We start from the raw sequence: 19,283 nt of genomic DNA, 5'->3' as shown, positions 1-19,283 counted from the left end.
GACCATGCAAAGAAGTGCACTCAGTTCCCTCACAGGGCTGCACTTAGTGCCATGTGGGCGGTTCGGATGCTACGTTCGCGACCATGAGCTCCACCAAGCCCGCCATGCGGGACGCGCTGGTCGCGGCCGCCTTCCAGCTGTTCCTGGAACGGGGTTACGAGCAGACCACCGTCGACGACATCGTCGCGCTCGCCGGGGTCGGACGCCGTTCGTTCTTCCGGTACTTCCCGTCCAAGGAGGACGTGGTCTTCCCCGACCACGAGCGGTGCCTGGCCGACATGACGGCCTTCCTGGCGGCGAGCGAGCCCGGCTGCGACCCGCTGGAGCGGGTCTGCGAGGCGGTGCGGCTGGTGCTGCGCATGTACACCGAGAACCCGACCTTCTCCGTGCAGCGCTACCGCCTCACCAAGCAGGTGCCCGGCCTGCGCGCCTACGAGCTGTCCGTGGTGTGGCGCTACGAGCGCTCCTTCGCCGAGTATCTGCGCGGGCGTCTGAAGGGCCTGCACGACGGGACGCTGCGGGCCGACGTGATCGCCGCCGCCGTGGCCGCGGCGCACAACAACGCCCTGCGCTCCTGGCTGCGCTCGGACGGCCAGGGCGACGCCGAGCGGGAGGTGGAGCACGCGCTCGGCTATGTGCAGGCCGCCTTCGGGGCGCCGCGGGCCCCGTCCGCCGAGGAGCCGCCCGAGGACGTGGTGGTGATCGTCTCCCGTCGCGGGGCCCCGCTGTGGCGGGTGGTCCAGGAGATCGAGTCCACCCTGGAGCGGGACTGAGCCGGACGGCCGTACGGCGAGGCGCGCCGGCCGCCCGCCCAAAATGAGGGTACCGAGTACCTTTACGGCTGACACTCAGTGCCATACGCTGACGATGTGCACGGCGGCACAGGGAGCCGCGCACGTCCGTGCACGGTTACCCGGGCACGTGGGATTCCGGCCGAGTGCAGGGAGTTGACCAAGCGTGTACCACCACTCAGGCATTGCTCGTCAGGCAGCCGGCTCCGGGACGGGCGTACTCGAGCCCGCCGCCCCGGCCACGGACGCGATCCTCTTCCAGCGCTGCACCTGGTGCGGTACGGCGATGTACCACCGGCTGCTGTGTCCGGTCTGCCAGGGCGGCGACCTGCGCACCGAGCGCAGCGAGGGCGTGGGCACGGTCCGCCACTCCACGGTGGTCCACCGCAACACCCCCGCCGCCCGCAACGTGTCGTTGATCGAGCTGGCCGAGGGCTTCGTCGTCCGGGGCCGGGTCATGGGCCCGCCCGCCGCGATCCACAGCGGAGACCGGGTGCGGATGTCGACGGCCAAGGACCCGGTGCGCGGCGAGCCGGTCTTCCAACTGCTCGACGAGCCCTACCGCGCCTGGAGCTGACGCGCCTTCAACTCCCGTCGGTGTCACGGGCCTTCGAGCCCGTCCACAGTCCGGGGAGCAGATCGCGCACCCGCACCGGCCGGCCCGTCTCGAAGCACCGGTTGGCGGCGAGCCCCACGCCCAGCGCCAGGGCACCGTCCCGCTCGGTGGCCGTCGGATGCGTCGCGGGACCGGTGTCCTCGCGCACCCGCCCCGCACCCGGGTCCACGGGCCCGAAGAGCGCGTCGAGCATCCGCGGATCTCCCCCGCCGTGCGCCTCGTGGGCGGTGACGAGCGGCACGTCGGCCGGGGGCTGCCACAGGGGCCGCAGGGTCAGCCGGGCGCCGCCCGCGTGGTCGGCCGCGGTGTCCCCGTGCAGTGCGCCGCTCGCCGAGGTGATCCTGGTCCGGGGCGCCTGCCAGCGGCTCTCCTCGACCTCCAGTTCGAGACGGCCCGCGCTGCCGTTGAACATCACCCGGTACCCCTCCCACGGGGAGTAGGCGGTGAGGTGGTACGTCAGCGTCGCGCCCCGGGCGTGGCGGACCAGCAGCGCCATGTCGTCCTCGATGGTGACCGGCCCGTCGAAGACGTTGCGGTCGCGCAGGTACCCGTCGTCCTGCTCCGCGTCGAGGTACAGGGCGCGCAGGGTGGCGTCGGCCGCGAGGTCGAGGGCGAAGGGGTCGTCGGCGGCCGCCTCCGCCCCGTGGGCCCGGCTGTAGTCGTGGCGCAGGCCATGGCGTTCGCCCGCCTCACGGCCGTAGAAGCCGAGCCGCCCGTAGCCGAAGACCTCCTGCGGCTCGTCGGCGAGCCACCAGTTGACCAGGTCGAAGTGATGGCTCGCCTTGTGGACCATCAGGCCGCCGCTGTGCCGTTTCTCGCGGTGCCAGCGGCGGAAGTAGTCGGCGCCGTGCCGGGTGTCGAGCAGCCACTCGAAGTGGACGGAGAGAATCTCGCCGATCGCGCCGTCGGCGAGCAGGGCGCGGACCTTCTCGTGCACGGGGTTGAAGCGGTAGTTGAAGGCGACGGTGAGGGAGTTGCCGGTTTCCCTGACCGTGTCGAGGATGCGGGCGCAGCGGTCCGCGTCGACGGTCATCGGCTTCTCGGTGACCACCCGGCAGCCGGCCTGGAGCGCGGGGACGATGTAGCGGTCGTGCTCGGCGTCGACGGTGGTGACGACGACCTCGTCGATGCCCTCCTCGACGAGAGACTCGGCGAACCGGTCGGGTTCCCACTGGGCGGCGGCGGGTTCGCCGGCCTCGGCGAGCAGGCGGTTGTGGAAGGCCATGCGGGTCGGGCTGGGATCGCACAGGGCGGCGACCCGGTGGCCGGGGCGGGCGGCGAGGGCCCGGGTGAACAGCTGGGCGCGGTGGCCGGTACCGACGACGGCCGCGCGGAGAGGGGGAGTTCGGCTCATGGAAAGCGCTTCCCCCGTCCGGTGATCCGCTAGTCCCCGGTGGCATGGTGCATGGCGGTCGTCCTCCTCGGCTCGCTGGCTTGATCGTGTCGTTCGCCCGCGAACGGCCGCTCCGCACAGACAACCCACAGACACCCCTCCCCCGTCCTACGTGACGCGAGAGGCGCCCGGGACCGACGGGACGTCTGCGCACGGGGTTTTGAGGAGAGACCATTGAACCCTGCCCGGCGAATATGTGTGACCGCCGTGGCCGTACTGGCGGCCCTGGCGGGATCGCCCGGACTGGCACAGGCTCAACAGCCGTCCCACGCGGGGCCGTTGAGCGCGAGGAACGACAACGGACTTCCGCCGGGGTGGCGGATCGACGGGGAGCGCGGGGGGCGTGAGCTGGTCTGGCGCGCGCCGAAGGCCGTGCCCATGGGGGACGCACGGGTCGAGTTCCGCACCGGGAACCGGCTGCTCGGAGTGCCGAAGCCGGCGAAGGACGGGCGGACCTTCCGGCTCGCCCTCGACAAGGCCGCCTCCACCGAACTGACGAACCTTCAGGTGACCGCGGCCGGGCGCCGGCTGGACGCGGCGGCCGACGGGCCGCGCGAGTCCGGCGCGCGAGGGGCGCGGCTCCCCGCGCAGGCACCGGCGAACGGTGTCGACCCCGGCGAGCCCGGCTCGTACCGCACGGTCACCGGCGAGTACGACCTGGACCCCGTACGCCTGCCGGGGTTCGCCACCCCGGTCGAGATGCGTGCCCAGGTGGTGGCGCCGAAGGGTGCCACCGGCAGCCGGCCGCTCGCACTGTTCCTGCACGGCCGTCACGCGACCTGCTACAAGCCGGGCAGCGAGGACGACGTGACCATCGACTGGCCCTGCGCGGACGGCTACAAGCCGATCCCCAGCGACAAGGGCTACCTGCGCGACCAGAAACTCCTGGCCTCCCAGGGCTATGTGACGGTGTCGATCTCGGCCAACGGCATCAACGCCCAGGACTGGCAGCCCGAGGACGCCGGCGCGCAGGCGCGTTCCTCGCTGGTGCGGCAGCATCTCGCCCACTGGGCCGACTGGACCGCCCACCGCTCCACCGCCCCGGCCGTCGTACGCGAGGCGGCCAGGGCCGACCTGTCCCGGGTCCTGCTCGTCGGCCACTCGCGCGGCGGTGAGGGCGTCAACCGGGCCGCCATGGACAGCCTCTACCCGCCGCCCGCCGCCCAGGACGGCTACCGGGGACCGGTGCGCTGGAAGGTGCGCGGGACCGTGCTCATCGGACCGACGATCTTCGGCCAGAATCCGGTCGCCGACGTTCCGTCCGTGACCCTGCTGCCGGGCTGCGACGGCGATGTGTCGGACCTCCAGGGCGAGGACTTCGTCGACGGCACCCGCGGCGTCAGCAAGGGCACCGCGCTGCACAGCGCGGTCTACATGGTCGGCGCCAACCACAACTTCTTCAACAGCGAGTGGACGCCGGGCGAGGCCGAGGCGCCGGCCCAGGACGACTTCTGGTCCGACCCCGACCAGCAGCCCGACCCGGTCTGCTCGCCGGGTGCCGCGACCCGCCTGACCGCCGCACAGCAGCACAAGGCGGGCTCCACCTACATCGCCGCGGCGGCCCGGCTCTTCCTCGCCGATGACGACCGGGTGCTTCCGCTGCTCGACGGTTCCGGCAGGCGCGCCCCGTCCGCCGACCCGGCGCGGGTGCTGACCCACGCGGTCGGCGGTCGCCGGGGCGGCGGCTTCCTGCCGGACGCCGGGACCAAGGTGGCCGGTGCCGGTGCCCGGCTGTGCTCCGCGATCGACCCGAACCCGGCCGTGGCCTGTCTGGGCCCGGACACTCCGGGCTCGTCCCCGCACTTCGCGTGGTGGGAGACGGAGAAGGAGACCGGTCGCGGCGCGGTGGCCCTGAAGTGGTCCGCGCCGGGCACGGCCGCGCGCGTCACTCCGGCCAAGCCGCTCTCGCTGCGCGGTGCGCAGAAGCTCGCGCTGCGGGTCTTCGTACCGCCGAACACGACCGGCACGAAGTTCGACGTGTCCGTCACCGACTCCTCGAACCGCCGGGCGACGCTGGGCCGGGTCGAGATGGCGGGCCTGCCCGGCTCCGAGTACACCGCGTCCTACTGGGCGCAGGAACTACGCGTCCCGCTCACGGCGGCGACCCGGGCCGGACTCGATCTGCGGCACGTCAAGTCCCTTGAGCTGACACCCCGTTCACACTCCGGACGGGCCTGGCTGATGGACGCCTGGGGCTGGGCGCCGGGCACTCCCGCGGTCAGGGCGGCCGCACTCCCCCGCGTCGACGTGGGCCGCACGGTCGTCAAGGAGGGCGACTCCGGCACCCGTACCTACCGCGTCCCGGTGACGATCTCCGGGCATGGCAGCGGTCAGGTCCGCGTGTACGTCCTCGACCCCGGCAGCGGCCGGTCCACGAGCAGGCTGGTGACGGTACGGCCCGGCAGCAACGCCATCGACGTACCGGTCGAGGTGAAGGGTGACACCAATTACGGCGAGGACGTGGAGCACGACATCGCCGTCAAGGCCGTGCGCAACTCCGTCGTCGGCCAGCACCGGGGCGGGGTCACCGCCGAGAACGACGACCCCGAGCCGGTGCTCACCCTGTCGCCGGTCGCGGACAAGGTGACCGAGGGAGAGACGCTGACCTGGCGGCTGTCCATCGACGCGCCCACGACAGTGGACCTGTGGGAGCCGGTGCGGGTGCTTCCGGTCACCGAGGGCACCGAACTGTCCACCAAGGACGTGGACGCGCAGTGGCTCAAGGACTGGTCAGGTGACGTGCCCGACCCCGAGCGGCCGCTGTCCGACGCGAACCTGTGGGTCTGGATGAACATCCCCGCGGGGAGCACCAGCGTGGACTTCGTCGTGCCGACCGTCCAGGACCAGCTGGCCGAGCCGACCGAGTCGATGCGCCTCGCGCTGACCGACCGCAACGCCGAGCCGCTGCCTGACCGGCCGGCGCTGACGGGGACGGTGCTCGACCGGCCGTGAGCGTCCCGTGCGGGGTCCGGCCTGTCCGGGCCCCGCACTTCACAAGGTCACGCGGATGCCGACCGTCCCGTCCAGCCCCCTGCGCAGTCTGCTGCCGAGGAGGGTGAGCCGGCCGAGGACGCCGTACTTGCGGGCCAGGAGCTGCCGGTAGCGGGCGGTGGTCGCCGCGTCGCAGATCTCCGCCCTGGCCGGGATCTGGTCGCCGGTCGGGTTGCCCCGCAGGTCGCAGGGGCCGACGAGGACGTCCGCGCGGGCCCGGATCCGTTTCACCTTCCAGGCGTCGGCGGCCGACCACACACCGAGCGCGTCCTCGTCACGGACCACCCACACGGGGGTGGCGACCGGAGTGCCGTTCTTGCGGAAGCTGGTGAGCAGCAGGTACTTGCCCGCGCCGAGCCGCTCCAGCGGCGTGTCGTCCATGAGGGAAGTCTAGGCAGACGCGCTCGACGGGCGCGACGAGTCCGGCTCCGCCGGGTCCGACGGCTGGGCCGGCTGGGCCGGGACCCGGCCAACACCGGTCTGTGCGTGGCTGGTTGAGGCACCCCCGGAGGGAACTCCGGCACCGGATCACCGGCTGTCGTGAACGCGCCCGGCCCCGGCCGCGTATGCATGGAGGGCACTCAACGACCGGAGGGCCCTGCGGTGCAGACACCGCTTGTTCGGGTTCGGGAGCCATGCATGAGGCACGCACGACGACGGGTCGTCCGGCGAGTGACACGGCTGGCGGCAGTCGGCGGACTCCTCCTGGGAGGTGTGATGGTCACGCGGGCCGTCGCGAGCGAGACTCCCGCCACCACCGCCGTACCGCACACCTACGCCATGAAGGCCGGGCAGACCGGCGCGGATCTGGTGGCGCGGCTGGGCTCCTCCCGTACGGCCGGCACCTGGATCGGCGCCGACGGCCGGCCGGTCGTCGCGGTCACCGACGCGCAGGCGGCCGCCGAGGTACGGGAGGCGGGCGCCAAGGCCAAGATGGTCGGGCACAGCATGGACGAGCTCAAGTCGGCGGCGAAGACGCTGCGTTCCGCGCCCCGGGTCGCGGGGACCGCCTGGTCCATGGACTACCGGACCAACGAGGTGGTGGTGCAGGGCGACAGCACCGTCTCGGCGTCCGAGTGGGCCGCGATGACGAAGGTCGCCGACGGCATCGGCGGCTTCGTCCGCATGGAGCGCACCGAGGGCACCTTCACCCCCCGCCTCAACGGGGCGCGGCCGATCCTGTCGACCGGCGGACGCTGTTCGGCCGGCTTCAACGTGACCAACGGGCAGAGCGACTTCATCCTCACCGCCGGGCACTGCGGTCCCGCCGGTTCGGTCTGGTTCGCGGACACCGGGGGCACCAACCAGCTCGGCAGGACGGTCACGCAGAGCTTCCCGGGCAACGACTTCTCGCTGGTGCAGTACGCCGGAGGGAAGGCCGGTGACGGCGCCGGCGTCGTGTTCATCGGCAACGGCAAGGGCGTGCAGATCACCGGCGCGGGCGATCCGTCCATCGGGCAGCGGGTGTTCCGCAGCGGCTCCACGAGCGGGCTGCGCGACGGCCAGGTGACCGGGGTCAACTCGACGGTGAACTACCCGGAGGGCACGGTCACCGGGCTGATCGAGACGAACGTGTGCGCCGAGCCCGGGGACAGCGGCGGCCCGATGTTCTCCGAGGGGATCGCGCTCGGCATCACCTCGGGCGGCAGCGGTGACTGCACCCAGGGCGGTACGACGTTCTTCCAGCCGGTGACGAAGGCGCTGGCGGACCTCGGGATGCGGTTGATCGTGTCGAACCCGGCCCCCGCCGCGGGCGGGTCCTCCCCCGCGCCGTCGGCCACCTCCGCCCAGGGCTCGATCGCTCCCGGCGCCGCTTCCCCCGGTTCCTCGGCGGCGGTGGAGGGGGCGCAGGGCACGCCCCTGCTGAGCCGGCTCACGGACACCCGGAACGTCGGGCCCGGTCTGCTGGTCGTCGGCGGAAGCCTGATCGCGCTGGTGGCGACGCGGTACATCCGCTCGGAACAGGACCGCAAGGCGTACCAGCGGTACTACTCGGCCACCTGGGGCTGAGCTGAGACCCCGGGTCATCCCAGGCTGAGCAGGACCGTGGCCAGCCCCGCTCCCACGAGACCTGCCACCTGTCTCCGGCTGAGCCGTTCATGCAGCAGGGCGAGTCCGAGGATCACGGGGAGGGCCGGATAGAGGGAGGCCAGGACGACGGCGACGGCCAGCAACTGCCGCTGCGCGGCGAGCAGATAGAGGATGAGCCCGAGAGCGGCGCCCGCTCCGACGAGCACCGCCTGGAGAGCGCGCACCGGCGGCAGGCCCAGGCGCCGGGGGTGCCGCGCCGCCGCGGGCAGCAGCACGAGTACGGCGGCCACCCGTCCGGCGGCCACCGGCCACAGCCCGCTGGAGGCACCGGCCTGGGCGAGGGCGATGTACTGGAGCGCGACGCCGGCACTGGCCAGCAGCCCGGCGGGGACGCCCCCGCCGTCGTCCTCGCCGCCGCCGCAGACCATCCAGAGGGCGGGCGCCGCGAGCACGATGCCCAGCCAGGCCACGGCGGTCGGCCGGTCGCCGAGGATCACTCCGCACACCACGGACAGGGTGACCCCGGTCACTGCGCTGACGGGTACGACCACGCTCATCGCGCCGTGGCTGAGGCCGCGGTTGAGGAAGTGCATGGCGGCGCCGCTGCCGACGCCCGACAGGGCGCCCCACAGGAGGTCGACGGACCGTACGGAGTCGGCGGGAAGCAGGAGCGCGGCGGTGGTCGCGAGGAGCAGGCCGCCGATCTGGCCGAGGAGGGTGACGGCGGCGAAGTGGGCGCGGCGGGAGAGCAGGCCGCCGGAGAAGTCGACGATGCCATAGCAGACCGCTGAGGCCAGTGCGAGGAGAGGACCCATCCCGTCAGGGGTGCCCTGGGACGGGGCGGTGATGCCCCTCGGGGGTCCTCGGGGTCAGGCCGCCCGGACCGGCTGCGGAGCGGCGGCGGCCCACTCCAGGACAAGGCGCTGGTACTCCTCGCGCTGCTCGCCGCTCAGTGTCCCGCCCGCCCGGCGCCACAGGGCCCGGATCTCCTCGTTGACCTCGTCGGCCGATCGATCGGTCACGGGTTCAACAGTGGTGGACATGGTGTGAAGCATACGGCCACGGAGGTGAAGGCGCCGTGAGTAATCACACCAGAAAAGGGCATATCGGACCGTGTTACTGATCACGTCCATCTGTCAAGGGGTGTGGCCCCGTTCACACTTCGGCCACACCGAGGACCAGCACCTGGATCGCCAGGACGGCCGCTCCGCGGGCCCAGTCATGGAAGTCGGACACCCTGGTCTCCAGGTCGATCGGGGCGGCCAGGGGGTGGCGGTGGGAGCGGATGGTGTCCTCGACCGTCCCGCCCGCCACGTCCATCAGTCCGACGCCCTCCCCGGCGAGCATGATCTTCTGCGGCATCGCGAAGTTGGCGATCTGGGCGACCAGGATGCCGAGGGCGCGCCCGGCCTCCTCGATGACGCGGGCGGGCACGGGGTCGCCGGCCGCGGCGAGGGCGAGGATCTCCTCGTAGCCGTGGTCGCGTCCGGTGGCGGCCTGCACCTGGTAGCGGATGTTGGGGATGGCGAGCAGGGAGACGGCGCTGCCGCGGTTGCCGTCGGGTGTGAGGGGCCCGGTGGGGTCGATGATCCAGTGCCGTCCGAAACCCCGGTCCTCCTCGGCGTAGGGGACGCGCCGGCCACCCAGGACCAGGCCGTAGCCGATGCCGGCGCCGATGGTGAGGACGACGAAGCGGTCGAGGCCGCGTCCGGCGCCGAACCAGGTCTCGGCCTCGACGAGCGCGGCCACGTCGTTCTCGACGACCACGGGCAGCCCCGTGCGTTCCTCCACGAGTTCACCGAGGGGGACGTCCCGCCAGTTCAGGAACGGGGACTCGCCGACGACGGCACGTTCCTGGACGAAGCCGCCGACCCCGATGCCGATGCCGGCGAGCCGCGGATACCCGCGGCCCAGCTCGTTCGTCATCTCCGCGAGCAGGTCGGCGACTTCGGCGGGGTCATGGCTGGTGAGAGGCCGGTCGTGGCGGGCGACGATCTCGCTCCTGAGGGTGGTGACGACGCCGTAGACCATGTCCTCTGTGATCTTGAAGCCGATGAAGGAGCGGGACTCGGCGACCACGTCCAGGGGTTGCGAGGGGCGCCCCTGTCGCACTTCGGACGGTGCGCCCGCCTCGGGGACCTCGACCAGCAGGCCGGACTCGATGAGCGGTTTGGTCAGCCGGGTGAGGCTGCCCGCGGAGAGGTCGAGGCGGCGGGCGAGTTCGGTGCGCGACAGCGGTCCGTGGACGAGCACCTCGATCGCCACCGAGCGCTCACCGGCGCTCAGGGGGAGCCAGCTGGCGGCAACTGCGGTCATGGAGGTCAGACTCCCACATGATTTCTTTCGCCATAAAACCAACACGCCCAGACTAGGGCCGCCATGGCCCCCTGAAAAGATGTTCGCAGGCCTCTTGACGCCTGGATTCTTTCGCGACAAAAGTAACTGGTCGAGGACGAGCCACCGCAGACGAGGGAGTCTCCCGATGACCATCGCCTCCAGCAGCCCTCCGTCGCGTCTGCCGCTCGGCGGCGCGGAAAAGGAACGGGTGAAACCGGGCACGGACCGGGGTCCGGGCGCGGTGAACGGGGGCGACGGGCGCCTGGCCGCGGTGTTCATCGCCCCGGCCCTGGTGGGCTTCGTGGTCTTCCTGCTCTGGCCGACGCTGCGGGGCATCTATCTGAGCTTCACCCGCTTCAATCTGCTGACCCCGGCGGAGTGGGTGGGCCTCGCCAACTACGACCGGATGGTCCATGACCCCATCTTCTGGGAGTCGCTGAAGGTCACCGTCGAGTACGTGGTCATCAACATCGGCGTCCAGACGGTCTCCGCCCTCGCCATCGCCGTCCTGCTGCAGCGGCTGACGCAGTCCGCGGTGCTGCGCGGGATCGTGCTCACGCCCTATCTGATGTCGAACGTCGTCGCGGGCCTGGTCTGGCTGTGGATCCTCGACAACCAGCTCGGCATCGGCAACGAGATCATCGCCGGGCTCGGCTTCGACCGCATTCCCTTCCTCGCCAACGAGACCTGGGCGATCCCGACGATCGCCCTGATCAACGTGTGGCGGCACGTCGGCTACACCGCGCTGCTGCTGTTCGCGGGCCTCATGGCCATCCCGAACGACATGTACGAGGCGGCGAAGGTGGACGGCGCGAGCGAGTGGCGGATGTTCTGGCGGATCACCATGCCGCTGCTGCGGCCGGTCCTGGCAGTCGTACTGATCATGACGGTGATCGGTTCGTTCCAGGTCTTCGACACGGTCGCGGTGACGACGGCGGGCGGCCCTGCGAACGCCACGAACGTGCTCCAGTTCTACATCTACCAATCGGCCTTCGGCCGCTTCCAGTTCGGCTACGCGTCCGCGATGTCCGTGGCCCTGCTGGTCGTGCTGAGCGCGATCACCGTCCTGCAGTACCGGCTCACCCGGGCCGGCCAGACCGATCTCGGCTGACCCGGAAGGAGTCGACATGGCTGCCGTGACCACCACCACGACGACACGCGTACGGCCCACCGGGCGCCGTCCCCTCTCCCCCGGCCGCGTCCTGGCCTGGACGGCGATGGCCGCGATCGTGCTCGTGACCCTGCTGCCGTTCTACTGGATCCTGCGCACCGCGCTGTCCACCAACTCCGGACTCGCCGCCCACGCCTCCGACCCGCTGCCGGTGGACCCGACCGGCACCGGGTTCGCCCGCGCGCTGGGGCTCGAGTCCACGAAGGACGCGATCGCACAGGGCGGCGCGGGCGGCGGGCTGAAGTTCTGGCGTTATCTGCTCAACTCGGTGATCGTCTCGACGCTGGTGACCGTCTGTCAGATCTTCTTCTCCGCGATGGCCGCGTATGCCTTCGCCCGGCTGCGCTGGCGGGGCCGCGACAAGGTGTTCGCGCTGTTCCTGGCCGGGCTGATGGTGCCGACCATCTTCACCCTGCTGCCGAACTTCGTGCTCATCAAGGAACTCGGCCTGATCGACAACCTGTTGGGCATCGCGCTGCCGACGATGTTCATGACGCCGTTCGCGGTGTTCTTCCTGAGGCAGTTCTTCATGAACGTGCCCCGCGAGGTCGAGGAGGCGGCCCTGCTCGACGGCGCCGGGAAGGTGCGGATCTTCTTCCGGGTGCTGCTGCCGATGGCGTCCACACCGGTGCTCACCCTGGCCGTGCTGACGTACATCACCTCCTGGAACGACTACTTCTGGCCGCTGATGGTGTCCTACAGCGACAGTTCACGCGTCCTGACCGTCGCGCTGGCCATCTTCCGGGCCCAGACCCCGCAGACCGGTGTCGACTGGTCGGGCCTCATGGCGGCGACCCTCATCGCCGCGCTGCCGATGCTGGCGCTGTTCGGGTTCTTCGCCCGCCGCATCGTGTCCACCATCAGCTTCACCGGGATCAAGTGAGGGACTCCTGATGCGACTTCGTACGCTGACCGCGGTGGCCGGCGCCCTGGCCCTCTGCCTGACCGGGTGTGCCCGGAGCGGCTCCGCCGGGTCCTCCTCGCACACGGTGACGTACTGGCTGTGGGACTCCAACCAGCAGCCCGCCTACCAGGCCTGCGCCAAGGACTTCGAGAAGCAGAACCCCGGACTGCGCGTGAAGATCACCCAGTTGGGCTGGGACGACTACTGGACCAAGCTCACCGCGAGTTTCATCGCGGGCACCGAGCCGGACGTGTTCACCGACCACATCCAGAAGTTCGGGCAGTTCGCCGATCTGAAGGTCCTCGAACCCCTCGACGACCTGGGCATCGACGCCTCCGCCTACCAGCCCGGTCTCGCGGCCAACTGGATGGGCCAGGACGGCCACCGCTACGGCGCCCCGAAGGACTGGGACACCGTCGCCCTCTTCTACAACAAGAAGATGACCGACGCGGCCGGGCTCACCGCGGACCAGCTGAACGACCTGGCGTGGAACCCGAAGGACGGTGGCAGCTTCGAGAAGGCCATCGCCCACCTCACCGTCGACAGGAACGGCAAGCGGGGCGACGAGCCGGGCTTCGACAAGCACCACGTCAAGGTGTACGGCCTCGCCACCAACGGCGGCGGCGACGGGGACGGCCAGACGCAGTGGAGCACCTTCACCGCCTCCGCCGGCTGGAGCTACACCGACAAGAAGCGGTGGGGCACCAAGTACCGGTACGACAGCCCCGCCTTCCAGTCGGCCGTCAAGTGGTACTTCGGACTGGCGAAGAAGGGCTACATGGCGCCCTTCACCGACTACAACTCCCAGTCCAACCAGGCCAACACCCAGGTCGCGGCGGGCAAGGCGGCGACCGCCTTCGACGGGGCCTGGATGATCTCGACGTACGCCGGGTTCAAGGGCCTCGACATGCGCACCGCCGTCACCCCCGAGGGTCCCACCGGCAAGCGGGCGACCATGATGAACGGCCTCGCCGACTCCATCACCAAGAACGCCCGCAACAAGGAGGGTGCCCGCAAGTGGGTGAAGTACCTGTCCTCGGACGAGTGCCAGAGGACGGTGGGAAGTTACGGCATCGTCTTCCCCGCCACCCCTGACGGCACGGCTGCCGCCGTGGCGGCCTACAGGAAGAAGGGCATCGACGTCACGGCCTTCACGAAGCCGGTCGCCGACAAGAAGGACTTCACGACCTTCTCCTACCCCATCACCAACTACGCGGCGGACGTGTTCGCGCTGATGCATCCCGCCATGCAGGACATCTTCGGCAACGGCAAGTCCGTGCACAGCCTCGACGAGACCAACGACCAGATCAACCTGATCCTCTCGCAGTGATCCCGCGACGAGTCATCCCGCGACCAGTGAAGGGCACGCACTTCATGACGTTCTCCCTCGGCATCGTCGGCGCCGGCCAGTTCTCCGGCCAGTTCGCCACGCTGTTCCAGGCCCACCCCGGCGTCGGCGACGTGTACGTCACCGATCTGCTGCCCGAACGGGCCGAGCAGCTCGCCTCGGCGCAGGGGCTGGCCGGCACCTTCCCCACCTACGAGGCCATGCTGGAGTCGAAGGAGGTCGACGCGGTCGCGATCTTCACCCAGCGCTGGACGCACGGCCCCCTGGTGCTCCAGGGGCTCAACGCCGGCAAGCACGTGTACTCCGCTGTGCCCATGGCCATCACCACGGAGGAGATCTCGGCGATCATCGACGCGGTCCGGGCGACCGGGCTGACGTACATGATGGGCGAGACCAGCCAGTACAACCCGGCGACCGTGCACGCCCGCAACCAGATCGCCGAGGGTGCCTTCGGGCGGCTCTTCTACGCCGAGGGCGACTACGTCCACGACATGGACCTCGGGTTCTACGAGGCGTACCAGTACAGCGGCGGCGAGAAGTGGAAGGAGACCGCCAGCTATCCCCCGCTGCTCTACCCCACGCACTCGGTGGGCGGGGTGCTGGGGGCCTGGCAGACGCACGCGGTGAGCGTCTCGGCGATCGGTGTGGTCGACGACCGCGGGGACGGTGTGTTCGACAGGGAGGTCAGCCAGTTCGGCAACGACTTCTCCAACGCAACCGCGCTGTTCGAGGTGGCGGGCGGCGGGTCGTTCCGCACGAACGAGTTCCGGCGGGTGGGCTACCCCTCGCACATCCGGGAGTCGCGTTTCCGGTTCTTCGGGACCGAGGCGAGCATGGAGCAGCTGGCCACGGTCGCCCTCTGGCAGGACAAGAAGGGCGTGAAGGACATCAGCGAGCTCCTTGAGCCCAAGCCCACCCTGTCCCCTGACGACCCGTCACTCCAGCACATCGCGCCGGACCTGCGGGCCGCCTTCACCTCGGGCTCGGCTCCGGTGCACGACCGGGCGCGGCTGCCGCGCGAGTTCGACCACCTGCACAACGGCCACGAGGGCAGCCACCACTTCCTGGTGGACGACTTCGTGACCGCGGTCAACTCCCGCACCCTGCCGTCGGTGAACGCCTGGGTGGCCGCCCGCTACACCCTGCCGGGCATCGTCGCGCACGACTCCGCGCGACAGGGTGGGGCGAGGCTGGAGATCCCGGACTTCGGGGACGCGCCCGAGGCGTGACCGGGCCGTCGCGCCGGGCGCCTGGTGTCTCAGGTGCCCGGCTTGCGGCCGTACACGAAGACGTCGTCGCCCTTCTTCAGGAGCGACCAGTACTTCTTGGCGTCCTTGGGGGTCATGTTGGTGCAGCCGTGGGAGCCGGGCGGGTTCCACATGCTGAGATTCACCGAGTGGAAGGCCTGGCCGCCGTCGAAGAACTGGCTGTAGGGCATCGGCACGTTGTAGATCGACGACACGTGGTCGATGTCACGCCAGTAGATCTTCTTCAGACCGGTGCGGGTCTCGTAGCCGTCGCGGCCGGTGCGGACCGGGACGGGGCCGTAGACGAGCCTGCTGCCGTCCTGGATCCAGCTCAGCTGGAGGGTGAGGTTCACGCAGGCGATGCGGCCCTTGTTCGTCGGGCACTTGCCGTCCCTGTTGGGGTTGTTGCCGACGGCCTTCTGCTTGTTCATCAGGTCCATCACGCCCCAGGTGACGGAGCCCGCGTAGCCGGCGTTCGGCGTGATGCCGTGCTTGGTCTGGAAGGCCTGGATCGCCTTGCAGTCGGCGGTGGACTGCCTGCCGTCGACCGGACGGCCGAGGAACTTCTCCACCTGCTTCTGGTACGGCCCTGCCTGCGTGGTGCAGCTCGCCGCCTGCGCGGGCGCGGCGCCCAGCGCGATCGTCAGCGGTGCGACGAGTCCGGTGATCCCGAGTGCGACCGCACCCCGTCTGCGTATGTCCCCCATGGCCCCTGTCCCCTTCATAGGTCCTGCGATCTCAACTCTCTAGACGGGGCCGCTCGCCACTTCGTTGTACCGCCGGCCCCCCTGGGACGAAACGGTGACAATGCTCAGGTCGCGGCCCCGCGGTCCGGATGGACCGCGGCGTGGAAGCCGGTGTTGACCGCGGTGGGACCTCCGTCGACGACCAGGGTCGTGCCGGTGATCCACGCGGCGTCGCGGGAGGCGAGGAAGGCGACGGCGGCGGCGACGTCCTCGGGTTCTCCCACCCGGCCGAGAGGATACAGCCGCCGCATTTCGGCGAGCTCGCTCTCGCGCCCTTCCCGGGCGGAGGTACGGACCGTACCCGGCACGACCAGGTTGACGCGACCCCCGCGGGCGGCCGCGTGCCCGGCCGGGGTGCGGGTCAGCGAGCCGAGGCCGACCAGCGCCCACTCGTCGCCACGGCGTGCGCGACGGCCGCCTCGACGGCCGGGAGGTCCGCCACGTCGCGCTCCACCGCCTGCGCGGTCAGACCCTGCTCCCGCAGGCGCGCGGCCGCGCCGATGCCGCGGGCGGCGCCGGTGACCAGTGCCGCGTATCCCTCGAAGCGCTCGGTGTGGGTCATGGGCCGAGGACAGACCCTCGGTGATCAACGGGGCAGATGCCGTGCGGTCCTGCTCGCGGTGTGCCGGATCACCGGTAGCCGGACACGTCCGCCGGCTTCCCCGCGTCCTGCACCTCGACCAGGTAGCGCCAGGCGTCGGGGCGGCTGCCGTCGAGGTCGGTGAAGCCGTAGGTCCGGGCGAGCGAGCCGCTGTCGAGGGACTGGCCGTTCCGGCGGGACACGTCGGGATCGGCGGCCAGAGCGGCGACGGCGCGGCCCACGTAGCGCGGGGTCTCCGAGATGGCGAAGTGCGGGACACGGTCGAGGGCGTCGCGCCAGTTGTCCTCCCGCACGCCGAAGTGGTCGAGCATCATCTCCGAGCGCAGCCAGCCCGGGGTGAGCGCTACGGCGGTGGCGCCGCGCGGGCCGAGTTCGTGGCCGAGGGCGAAGGCCATGCGGATGACCGAGGTCTTGGCGAGGTCGTAGAAGAAGGAGACGCGGTAGTTCTCGCGGTTGTAGGCGTCGGTTCCGTCGGTCATCTCGACGACCAGGCCGCCGGGGCGGCGCAGCAGCAGGGGCAGGGCGTGGTGGCTGGTGATGGCGTGCGTGTCGATCGCGAGCCTGAGCAGCCTGAGGCCGTTGTCGAGGTCGTGCTCCCAGACGGGGCTGTCCCATGCGAAGAGGTGTTCGCCGCCCCAGATGTCGTTGACGAGGACGTCGAGGCGGCCCTGCTCGTCGGCGATGCGGTCGACGAGCGCGCGGACCTGCGCGGGGTCCAGGTGGTCGGTGGGGACGGCGACGCCGTGGCCGCCGGCCGCCGTGACGAGGTCGGCGGTGTCCTCGACGGTCTCCGGACGGTCGTACTCGGAGCGGCGGGCGCGGGTGCTGCGTCCGGTGACGTAGACGGTCGCGCCCGCCGCACCCAGTTCGACGGCGATCCCGCGCCCGGCCCCTCGTGTGGCCCCGGCGACCAGTGCGACCTTGCCTTCCAGCGGCTGTGACATGTCCGACCTCCCGTGGTGCCCGATGACTCTTCGAGCATGGCCGGGAAGCCGGACAACCTCTGTCGTGATTTACGGGCGGGTCACCCGGTCGCGCGCAGTTTCTCGTCCAGGGTGTCCAGATCCGGCAGGAACCAGATGTGGCCGCCCTGATTCGTCTCGTGGACGAAGTCCCTGAGGGCCGTGCTGTCGTCGAGGTGGCGGGTGACGTCGCCGACGACCGCCAGACGGACCCGGTAGGTCACGAACTTCTGCATCACCGCGCCCGCGACACCCGACCGCAGCCGGAAGAATTCCTCGGCGACCCGGGCCACGGGTACGGCGACCACCTGGGCGTCGCGTCCCATCGCGTCCCCGATCAGGTCGAGGGCCGCCCGCTCACCGTCCAGCGGCGGTCCGTCGGGGGCGCAGTGCAGGACGTTCACGCCGCCGCGGTGCACCACGTCGTCAGTGGCCACGGGCGATCCACTCCTGGAGGTGCGGGGCCTCCGCGCCGATGGTGGTGGGGTCGCCGTGACCGGTGAGGACCTCCGTCTCGGGGGGCAGGGCCAGCAGGCGGTCGCGGATCGAGTCGATGATCGTCGGGAAGTGCGACCAGGAGCGGCCGGTGGCGCCGGGTCCGCCCTGGAAGAGGGTGTCGCCGGTGAAGACGGTGCCGAGACCGGGGTCGTAGAGGCAGACCGCGCCCGGGGCGTGGCCGGGGGTGTGCAGCACCTGGAGGTCGATGCCCGCGGCCTCGATGACCTGGCCGTCGCGCAGATGGGCGTCGGGGTCGCGGTCGGGATGGGTCTGCTTCCACAGCGGCAGGTCGTCGGGGTGCAGCCAGATCGTGGCGCCGGTGCGGTCGGCGAGGGCCGGCGCGGCGTCGATGTGGTCGTTGTGCGCGTGGGTGCAGACGATCGCCGTCAGCCTGCGGTCACCGATGGCCTCGACGATGGCGTCGGCGTCGTGGGCGGCGTCGATGACGATCACCTCGTGGTCGTCGCCGACGATCCACACGTTGTTGTCGACGTCCCAGGTGCCGCCGTCGAGGCTGAACTGCCCTGAGGTGACGAGGCGTTCGATGCGGGCGGCCATCAGAGCACCACCACCGAGCGCAGGACGTCGCCGTGGTGCATGCGCTCGAACGCCTTCTCCACCTCGTCGAGTTGGATGGTCTCGGTCACGAACGCCTCCAGGTCCAGGCGGCCTTGCAGATGCAGGTCGATCAGCATGGGGAAATCGCGGGAGGGCAGGCAGTCGCCGTACCACGACGACTTGAGCGAGCCACCGCGCCCGAAGACGTCGAGGAGCGGCAGCTCCAGCTTCATCTCGGGGGTGGGCACCCCGACCAGGACGACGGTGCCGGCGAGGTCGCGGGCGTAGAAGGCCTGCCGGTAGGTCTCCGGGCGGCCGACCGCCTCGATGACGACGTCGGCGCCGAAGCCGCCGGTCAGCTCGCGGATCGCCTCCACGGGGTCGTTCTCGCGCGAGTTGACCGTGTGGGTCGCGCCCATCGTGCGGGCCTTCTCCAGCTTGCGGTCGTCGATGTCGACGGCGATGATCCTCGCCGCGCCCGCGAGGTTCGATCCGGCGATCGCCGCGTCACCCACGCCCCCGCAGCCGATGACGGCGACGGTGTCGCCCCGGCCGACCTGCCCCGTGTTGATGGCGGCGCCGATGCCGGCCATGACACCGCAGCCCAGCAGCCCCGCGACCGCCGCCGAGACGGCAGGGTCGACCTTGGTGCACTGTCCGGCGGCGACCAGCGTCTTCTCGGCGAAGGCGCCGATGCCGAGGGCGGGCGAGAGCTCGGTGCCGTCGGTCAGGGTCATCTTCTGTTTCGCGTTGTGGGTGTCGAAGCAGTACCAGGGCCGGCCGCGCAGACAGGCCCGGCAATTGCCGCACACGGCACGCCAGTTGAGGATCACGAAGTCGCCGGGCGCGACATCGGTCACCCCCTCGCCGACCGACTCCACCACACCGGCCGCCTCATGGCCGAGCAGGAACGGGAACTCGTCGTTGATCCCGCCCTGCTTGTAGTGCAGGTCGGTGTGGCAGACCCCGCAGGCCTGCACCTGTACGACGGCCTCGCCCGGTCCCGGGTCCGGTACCACGATCGTCTCCACCCGCACCGGCTCGTCCTTGCCGGGTGCGATCACCCCGCGTACCTCCTGCGCCATGGCC

At 70.9% G+C, this 19,283-nt stretch carries 18 protein-coding genes and 1 pseudogene; 8 read left to right on the top strand and 11 right to left on the bottom strand.

Annotated elements, in window-relative coordinates; all coding sequences use genetic code 11:
- Nucleotides 1–83 precede the first annotated feature (83 nt).
- Together ACFYZ8_RS16555 and ACFYZ8_RS16550 are read left to right on the top strand one after the other, a co-directional pair.
- Nucleotides 84–773, top strand: a complete 690-nt coding sequence (locus ACFYZ8_RS16555) for a TetR family transcriptional regulator (protein ID WP_359029207.1) — start codon at nucleotides 84–86, stop codon at nucleotides 771–773.
- 184 nt (nucleotides 774–957) lie between these two features.
- Complete coding sequence (locus ACFYZ8_RS16550; protein WP_359029208.1) at nucleotides 958–1,368, top strand: OB-fold domain-containing protein; 411 nt, start codon at nucleotides 958–960, stop codon at nucleotides 1,366–1,368.
- A 7-nt stretch (nucleotides 1,369–1,375) separates the two neighbouring features.
- Here ACFYZ8_RS16550 and ACFYZ8_RS16545 read toward each other — a convergent pair whose 3' ends face one another.
- The gene (locus tag ACFYZ8_RS16545; RefSeq protein WP_388533204.1) at nucleotides 1,376–2,761 is read right to left on the bottom strand and encodes a Gfo/Idh/MocA family protein; all 1,386 of its coding nucleotides are present in this window, start codon (nucleotides 2,759–2,761) and stop codon (nucleotides 1,376–1,378) included.
- Between the two features lie 237 nt (nucleotides 2,762–2,998).
- Between ACFYZ8_RS16545 and ACFYZ8_RS16540 the strand changes: the two genes are divergently transcribed.
- Nucleotides 2,999–5,752, top strand: a complete 2,754-nt coding sequence (locus ACFYZ8_RS16540; protein ID WP_388533201.1) for a hypothetical protein — start codon at nucleotides 2,999–3,001, stop codon at nucleotides 5,750–5,752.
- A 39-nt stretch (nucleotides 5,753–5,791) separates the two neighbouring features.
- On the opposite strand, the gene ACFYZ8_RS16535 is transcribed toward ACFYZ8_RS16540, so the two are convergent.
- A complete protein-coding gene (locus ACFYZ8_RS16535) occupies nucleotides 5,792–6,172 on the bottom strand; it encodes a PPOX class F420-dependent oxidoreductase (RefSeq protein WP_388533199.1) in 381 nt (126 codons plus the stop codon).
- 258 nt (nucleotides 6,173–6,430) lie between these two features.
- On the opposite strand from ACFYZ8_RS16535, the gene ACFYZ8_RS16530 reads away from it, so the two are divergent.
- Nucleotides 6,431–7,801, top strand: coding sequence for a S1 family peptidase (locus ACFYZ8_RS16530; protein WP_388533197.1), 1,371 nt, complete (start codon nucleotides 6,431–6,433; stop codon nucleotides 7,799–7,801).
- A gap of 14 nt (nucleotides 7,802–7,815) precedes the next feature.
- Here ACFYZ8_RS16530 and ACFYZ8_RS16525 read toward each other — a convergent pair whose 3' ends face one another.
- The 3 genes from ACFYZ8_RS16525 to ACFYZ8_RS16515 all read right to left on the bottom strand — a co-directional run bounded on the left by ACFYZ8_RS16525 (nucleotide 7,816) and on the right by ACFYZ8_RS16515 (nucleotide 10,138).
- Nucleotides 7,816–8,637 carry an EamA family transporter gene (locus ACFYZ8_RS16525; RefSeq protein ID WP_388533194.1) on the bottom strand — a complete coding sequence of 274 codons (822 nt, stop codon included), beginning with the start codon at nucleotides 8,635–8,637 and terminating at the stop codon, nucleotides 7,816–7,818.
- Nucleotides 8,638–8,691: 54 nt separating this feature from the next.
- The gene (locus ACFYZ8_RS16520; protein ID WP_007386663.1) at nucleotides 8,692–8,877 is read right to left on the bottom strand and encodes a hypothetical protein; all 186 of its coding nucleotides are present in this window, start codon (nucleotides 8,875–8,877) and stop codon (nucleotides 8,692–8,694) included.
- Between the two features lie 100 nt (nucleotides 8,878–8,977).
- Nucleotides 8,978–10,138, bottom strand: coding sequence for an ROK family transcriptional regulator (locus ACFYZ8_RS16515; RefSeq protein WP_359029214.1), 1,161 nt, complete (start codon nucleotides 10,136–10,138; stop codon nucleotides 8,978–8,980).
- Nucleotides 10,139–10,304: 166 nt separating this feature from the next.
- Between ACFYZ8_RS16515 and ACFYZ8_RS16510 the strand changes: the two genes are divergently transcribed.
- The 4 genes from ACFYZ8_RS16510 to ACFYZ8_RS16495 are packed head-to-tail and all read left to right on the top strand — an operon-like array spanning nucleotide 10,305 to nucleotide 14,811.
- Complete coding sequence (locus ACFYZ8_RS16510) at nucleotides 10,305–11,270, top strand: carbohydrate ABC transporter permease (protein ID WP_388533190.1); 966 nt, start codon at nucleotides 10,305–10,307, stop codon at nucleotides 11,268–11,270.
- Nucleotides 11,271–11,286: 16 nt separating this feature from the next.
- Nucleotides 11,287–12,213 carry a carbohydrate ABC transporter permease gene (locus ACFYZ8_RS16505; protein ID WP_359029216.1) on the top strand — a complete coding sequence of 309 codons (927 nt, stop codon included), beginning with the start codon at nucleotides 11,287–11,289 and terminating at the stop codon, nucleotides 12,211–12,213.
- A 10-nt stretch (nucleotides 12,214–12,223) separates the two neighbouring features.
- Entirely contained in the window at nucleotides 12,224–13,564 is a 1,341-nt protein-coding gene (locus ACFYZ8_RS16500) for an ABC transporter substrate-binding protein (protein WP_388533188.1), read from the top strand.
- Between the two features lie 44 nt (nucleotides 13,565–13,608).
- The gene (locus ACFYZ8_RS16495; protein WP_388533185.1) at nucleotides 13,609–14,811 is read left to right on the top strand and encodes a Gfo/Idh/MocA family protein; all 1,203 of its coding nucleotides are present in this window, start codon (nucleotides 13,609–13,611) and stop codon (nucleotides 14,809–14,811) included.
- Between the two features lie 29 nt (nucleotides 14,812–14,840).
- Here the strand turns inward: ACFYZ8_RS16495 and ACFYZ8_RS16490 are convergent, their stop codons facing one another.
- From ACFYZ8_RS16490 to ACFYZ8_RS16465, 6 genes and pseudogenes are all read right to left on the bottom strand, one after another.
- Nucleotides 14,841–15,536 (bottom strand): L,D-transpeptidase, encoded by a 696-nt coding sequence (locus ACFYZ8_RS16490; protein ID WP_359029219.1) that lies wholly within the window; start codon nucleotides 15,534–15,536, stop codon nucleotides 14,841–14,843.
- 104 nt (nucleotides 15,537–15,640) lie between these two features.
- Nucleotides 15,641–16,137, bottom strand: a pseudogene (locus ACFYZ8_RS16485) (SDR family oxidoreductase).
- A 68-nt stretch (nucleotides 16,138–16,205) separates the two neighbouring features.
- Entirely contained in the window at nucleotides 16,206–17,120 is a 915-nt protein-coding gene (locus tag ACFYZ8_RS16480) for an SDR family oxidoreductase (protein ID WP_359029220.1), read from the bottom strand.
- Between the two features lie 80 nt (nucleotides 17,121–17,200).
- Nucleotides 17,201–17,575, bottom strand: a complete 375-nt coding sequence (locus tag ACFYZ8_RS16475; protein ID WP_388533182.1) for a DUF4180 domain-containing protein — start codon at nucleotides 17,573–17,575, stop codon at nucleotides 17,201–17,203.
- A complete protein-coding gene (locus tag ACFYZ8_RS16470) occupies nucleotides 17,565–18,194 on the bottom strand; it encodes an MBL fold metallo-hydrolase (protein WP_388533179.1) in 630 nt (209 codons plus the stop codon). Before ACFYZ8_RS16470 ends, ACFYZ8_RS16475 begins: the two co-directional genes overlap by 11 nt.
- Complete coding sequence (locus ACFYZ8_RS16465) at nucleotides 18,194–19,279, bottom strand: S-(hydroxymethyl)mycothiol dehydrogenase (protein ID WP_359029223.1); 1,086 nt, start codon at nucleotides 19,277–19,279, stop codon at nucleotides 18,194–18,196. The genes ACFYZ8_RS16470 and ACFYZ8_RS16465 overlap by 1 nt, the downstream gene beginning before the upstream one ends.
- Between the last annotated feature and the right edge of the window lie 4 nt (nucleotides 19,280–19,283).

The organism is Streptomyces sp. NPDC001668, from assembly GCF_042893155.1.
Taxonomy (GTDB): domain Bacteria; phylum Actinomycetota; class Actinomycetes; order Streptomycetales; family Streptomycetaceae; genus Streptomyces.
The sequence above is the reverse complement of the archived record's forward strand: the minus strand, read 5'-3'. Positions and strand labels throughout refer to the sequence as shown.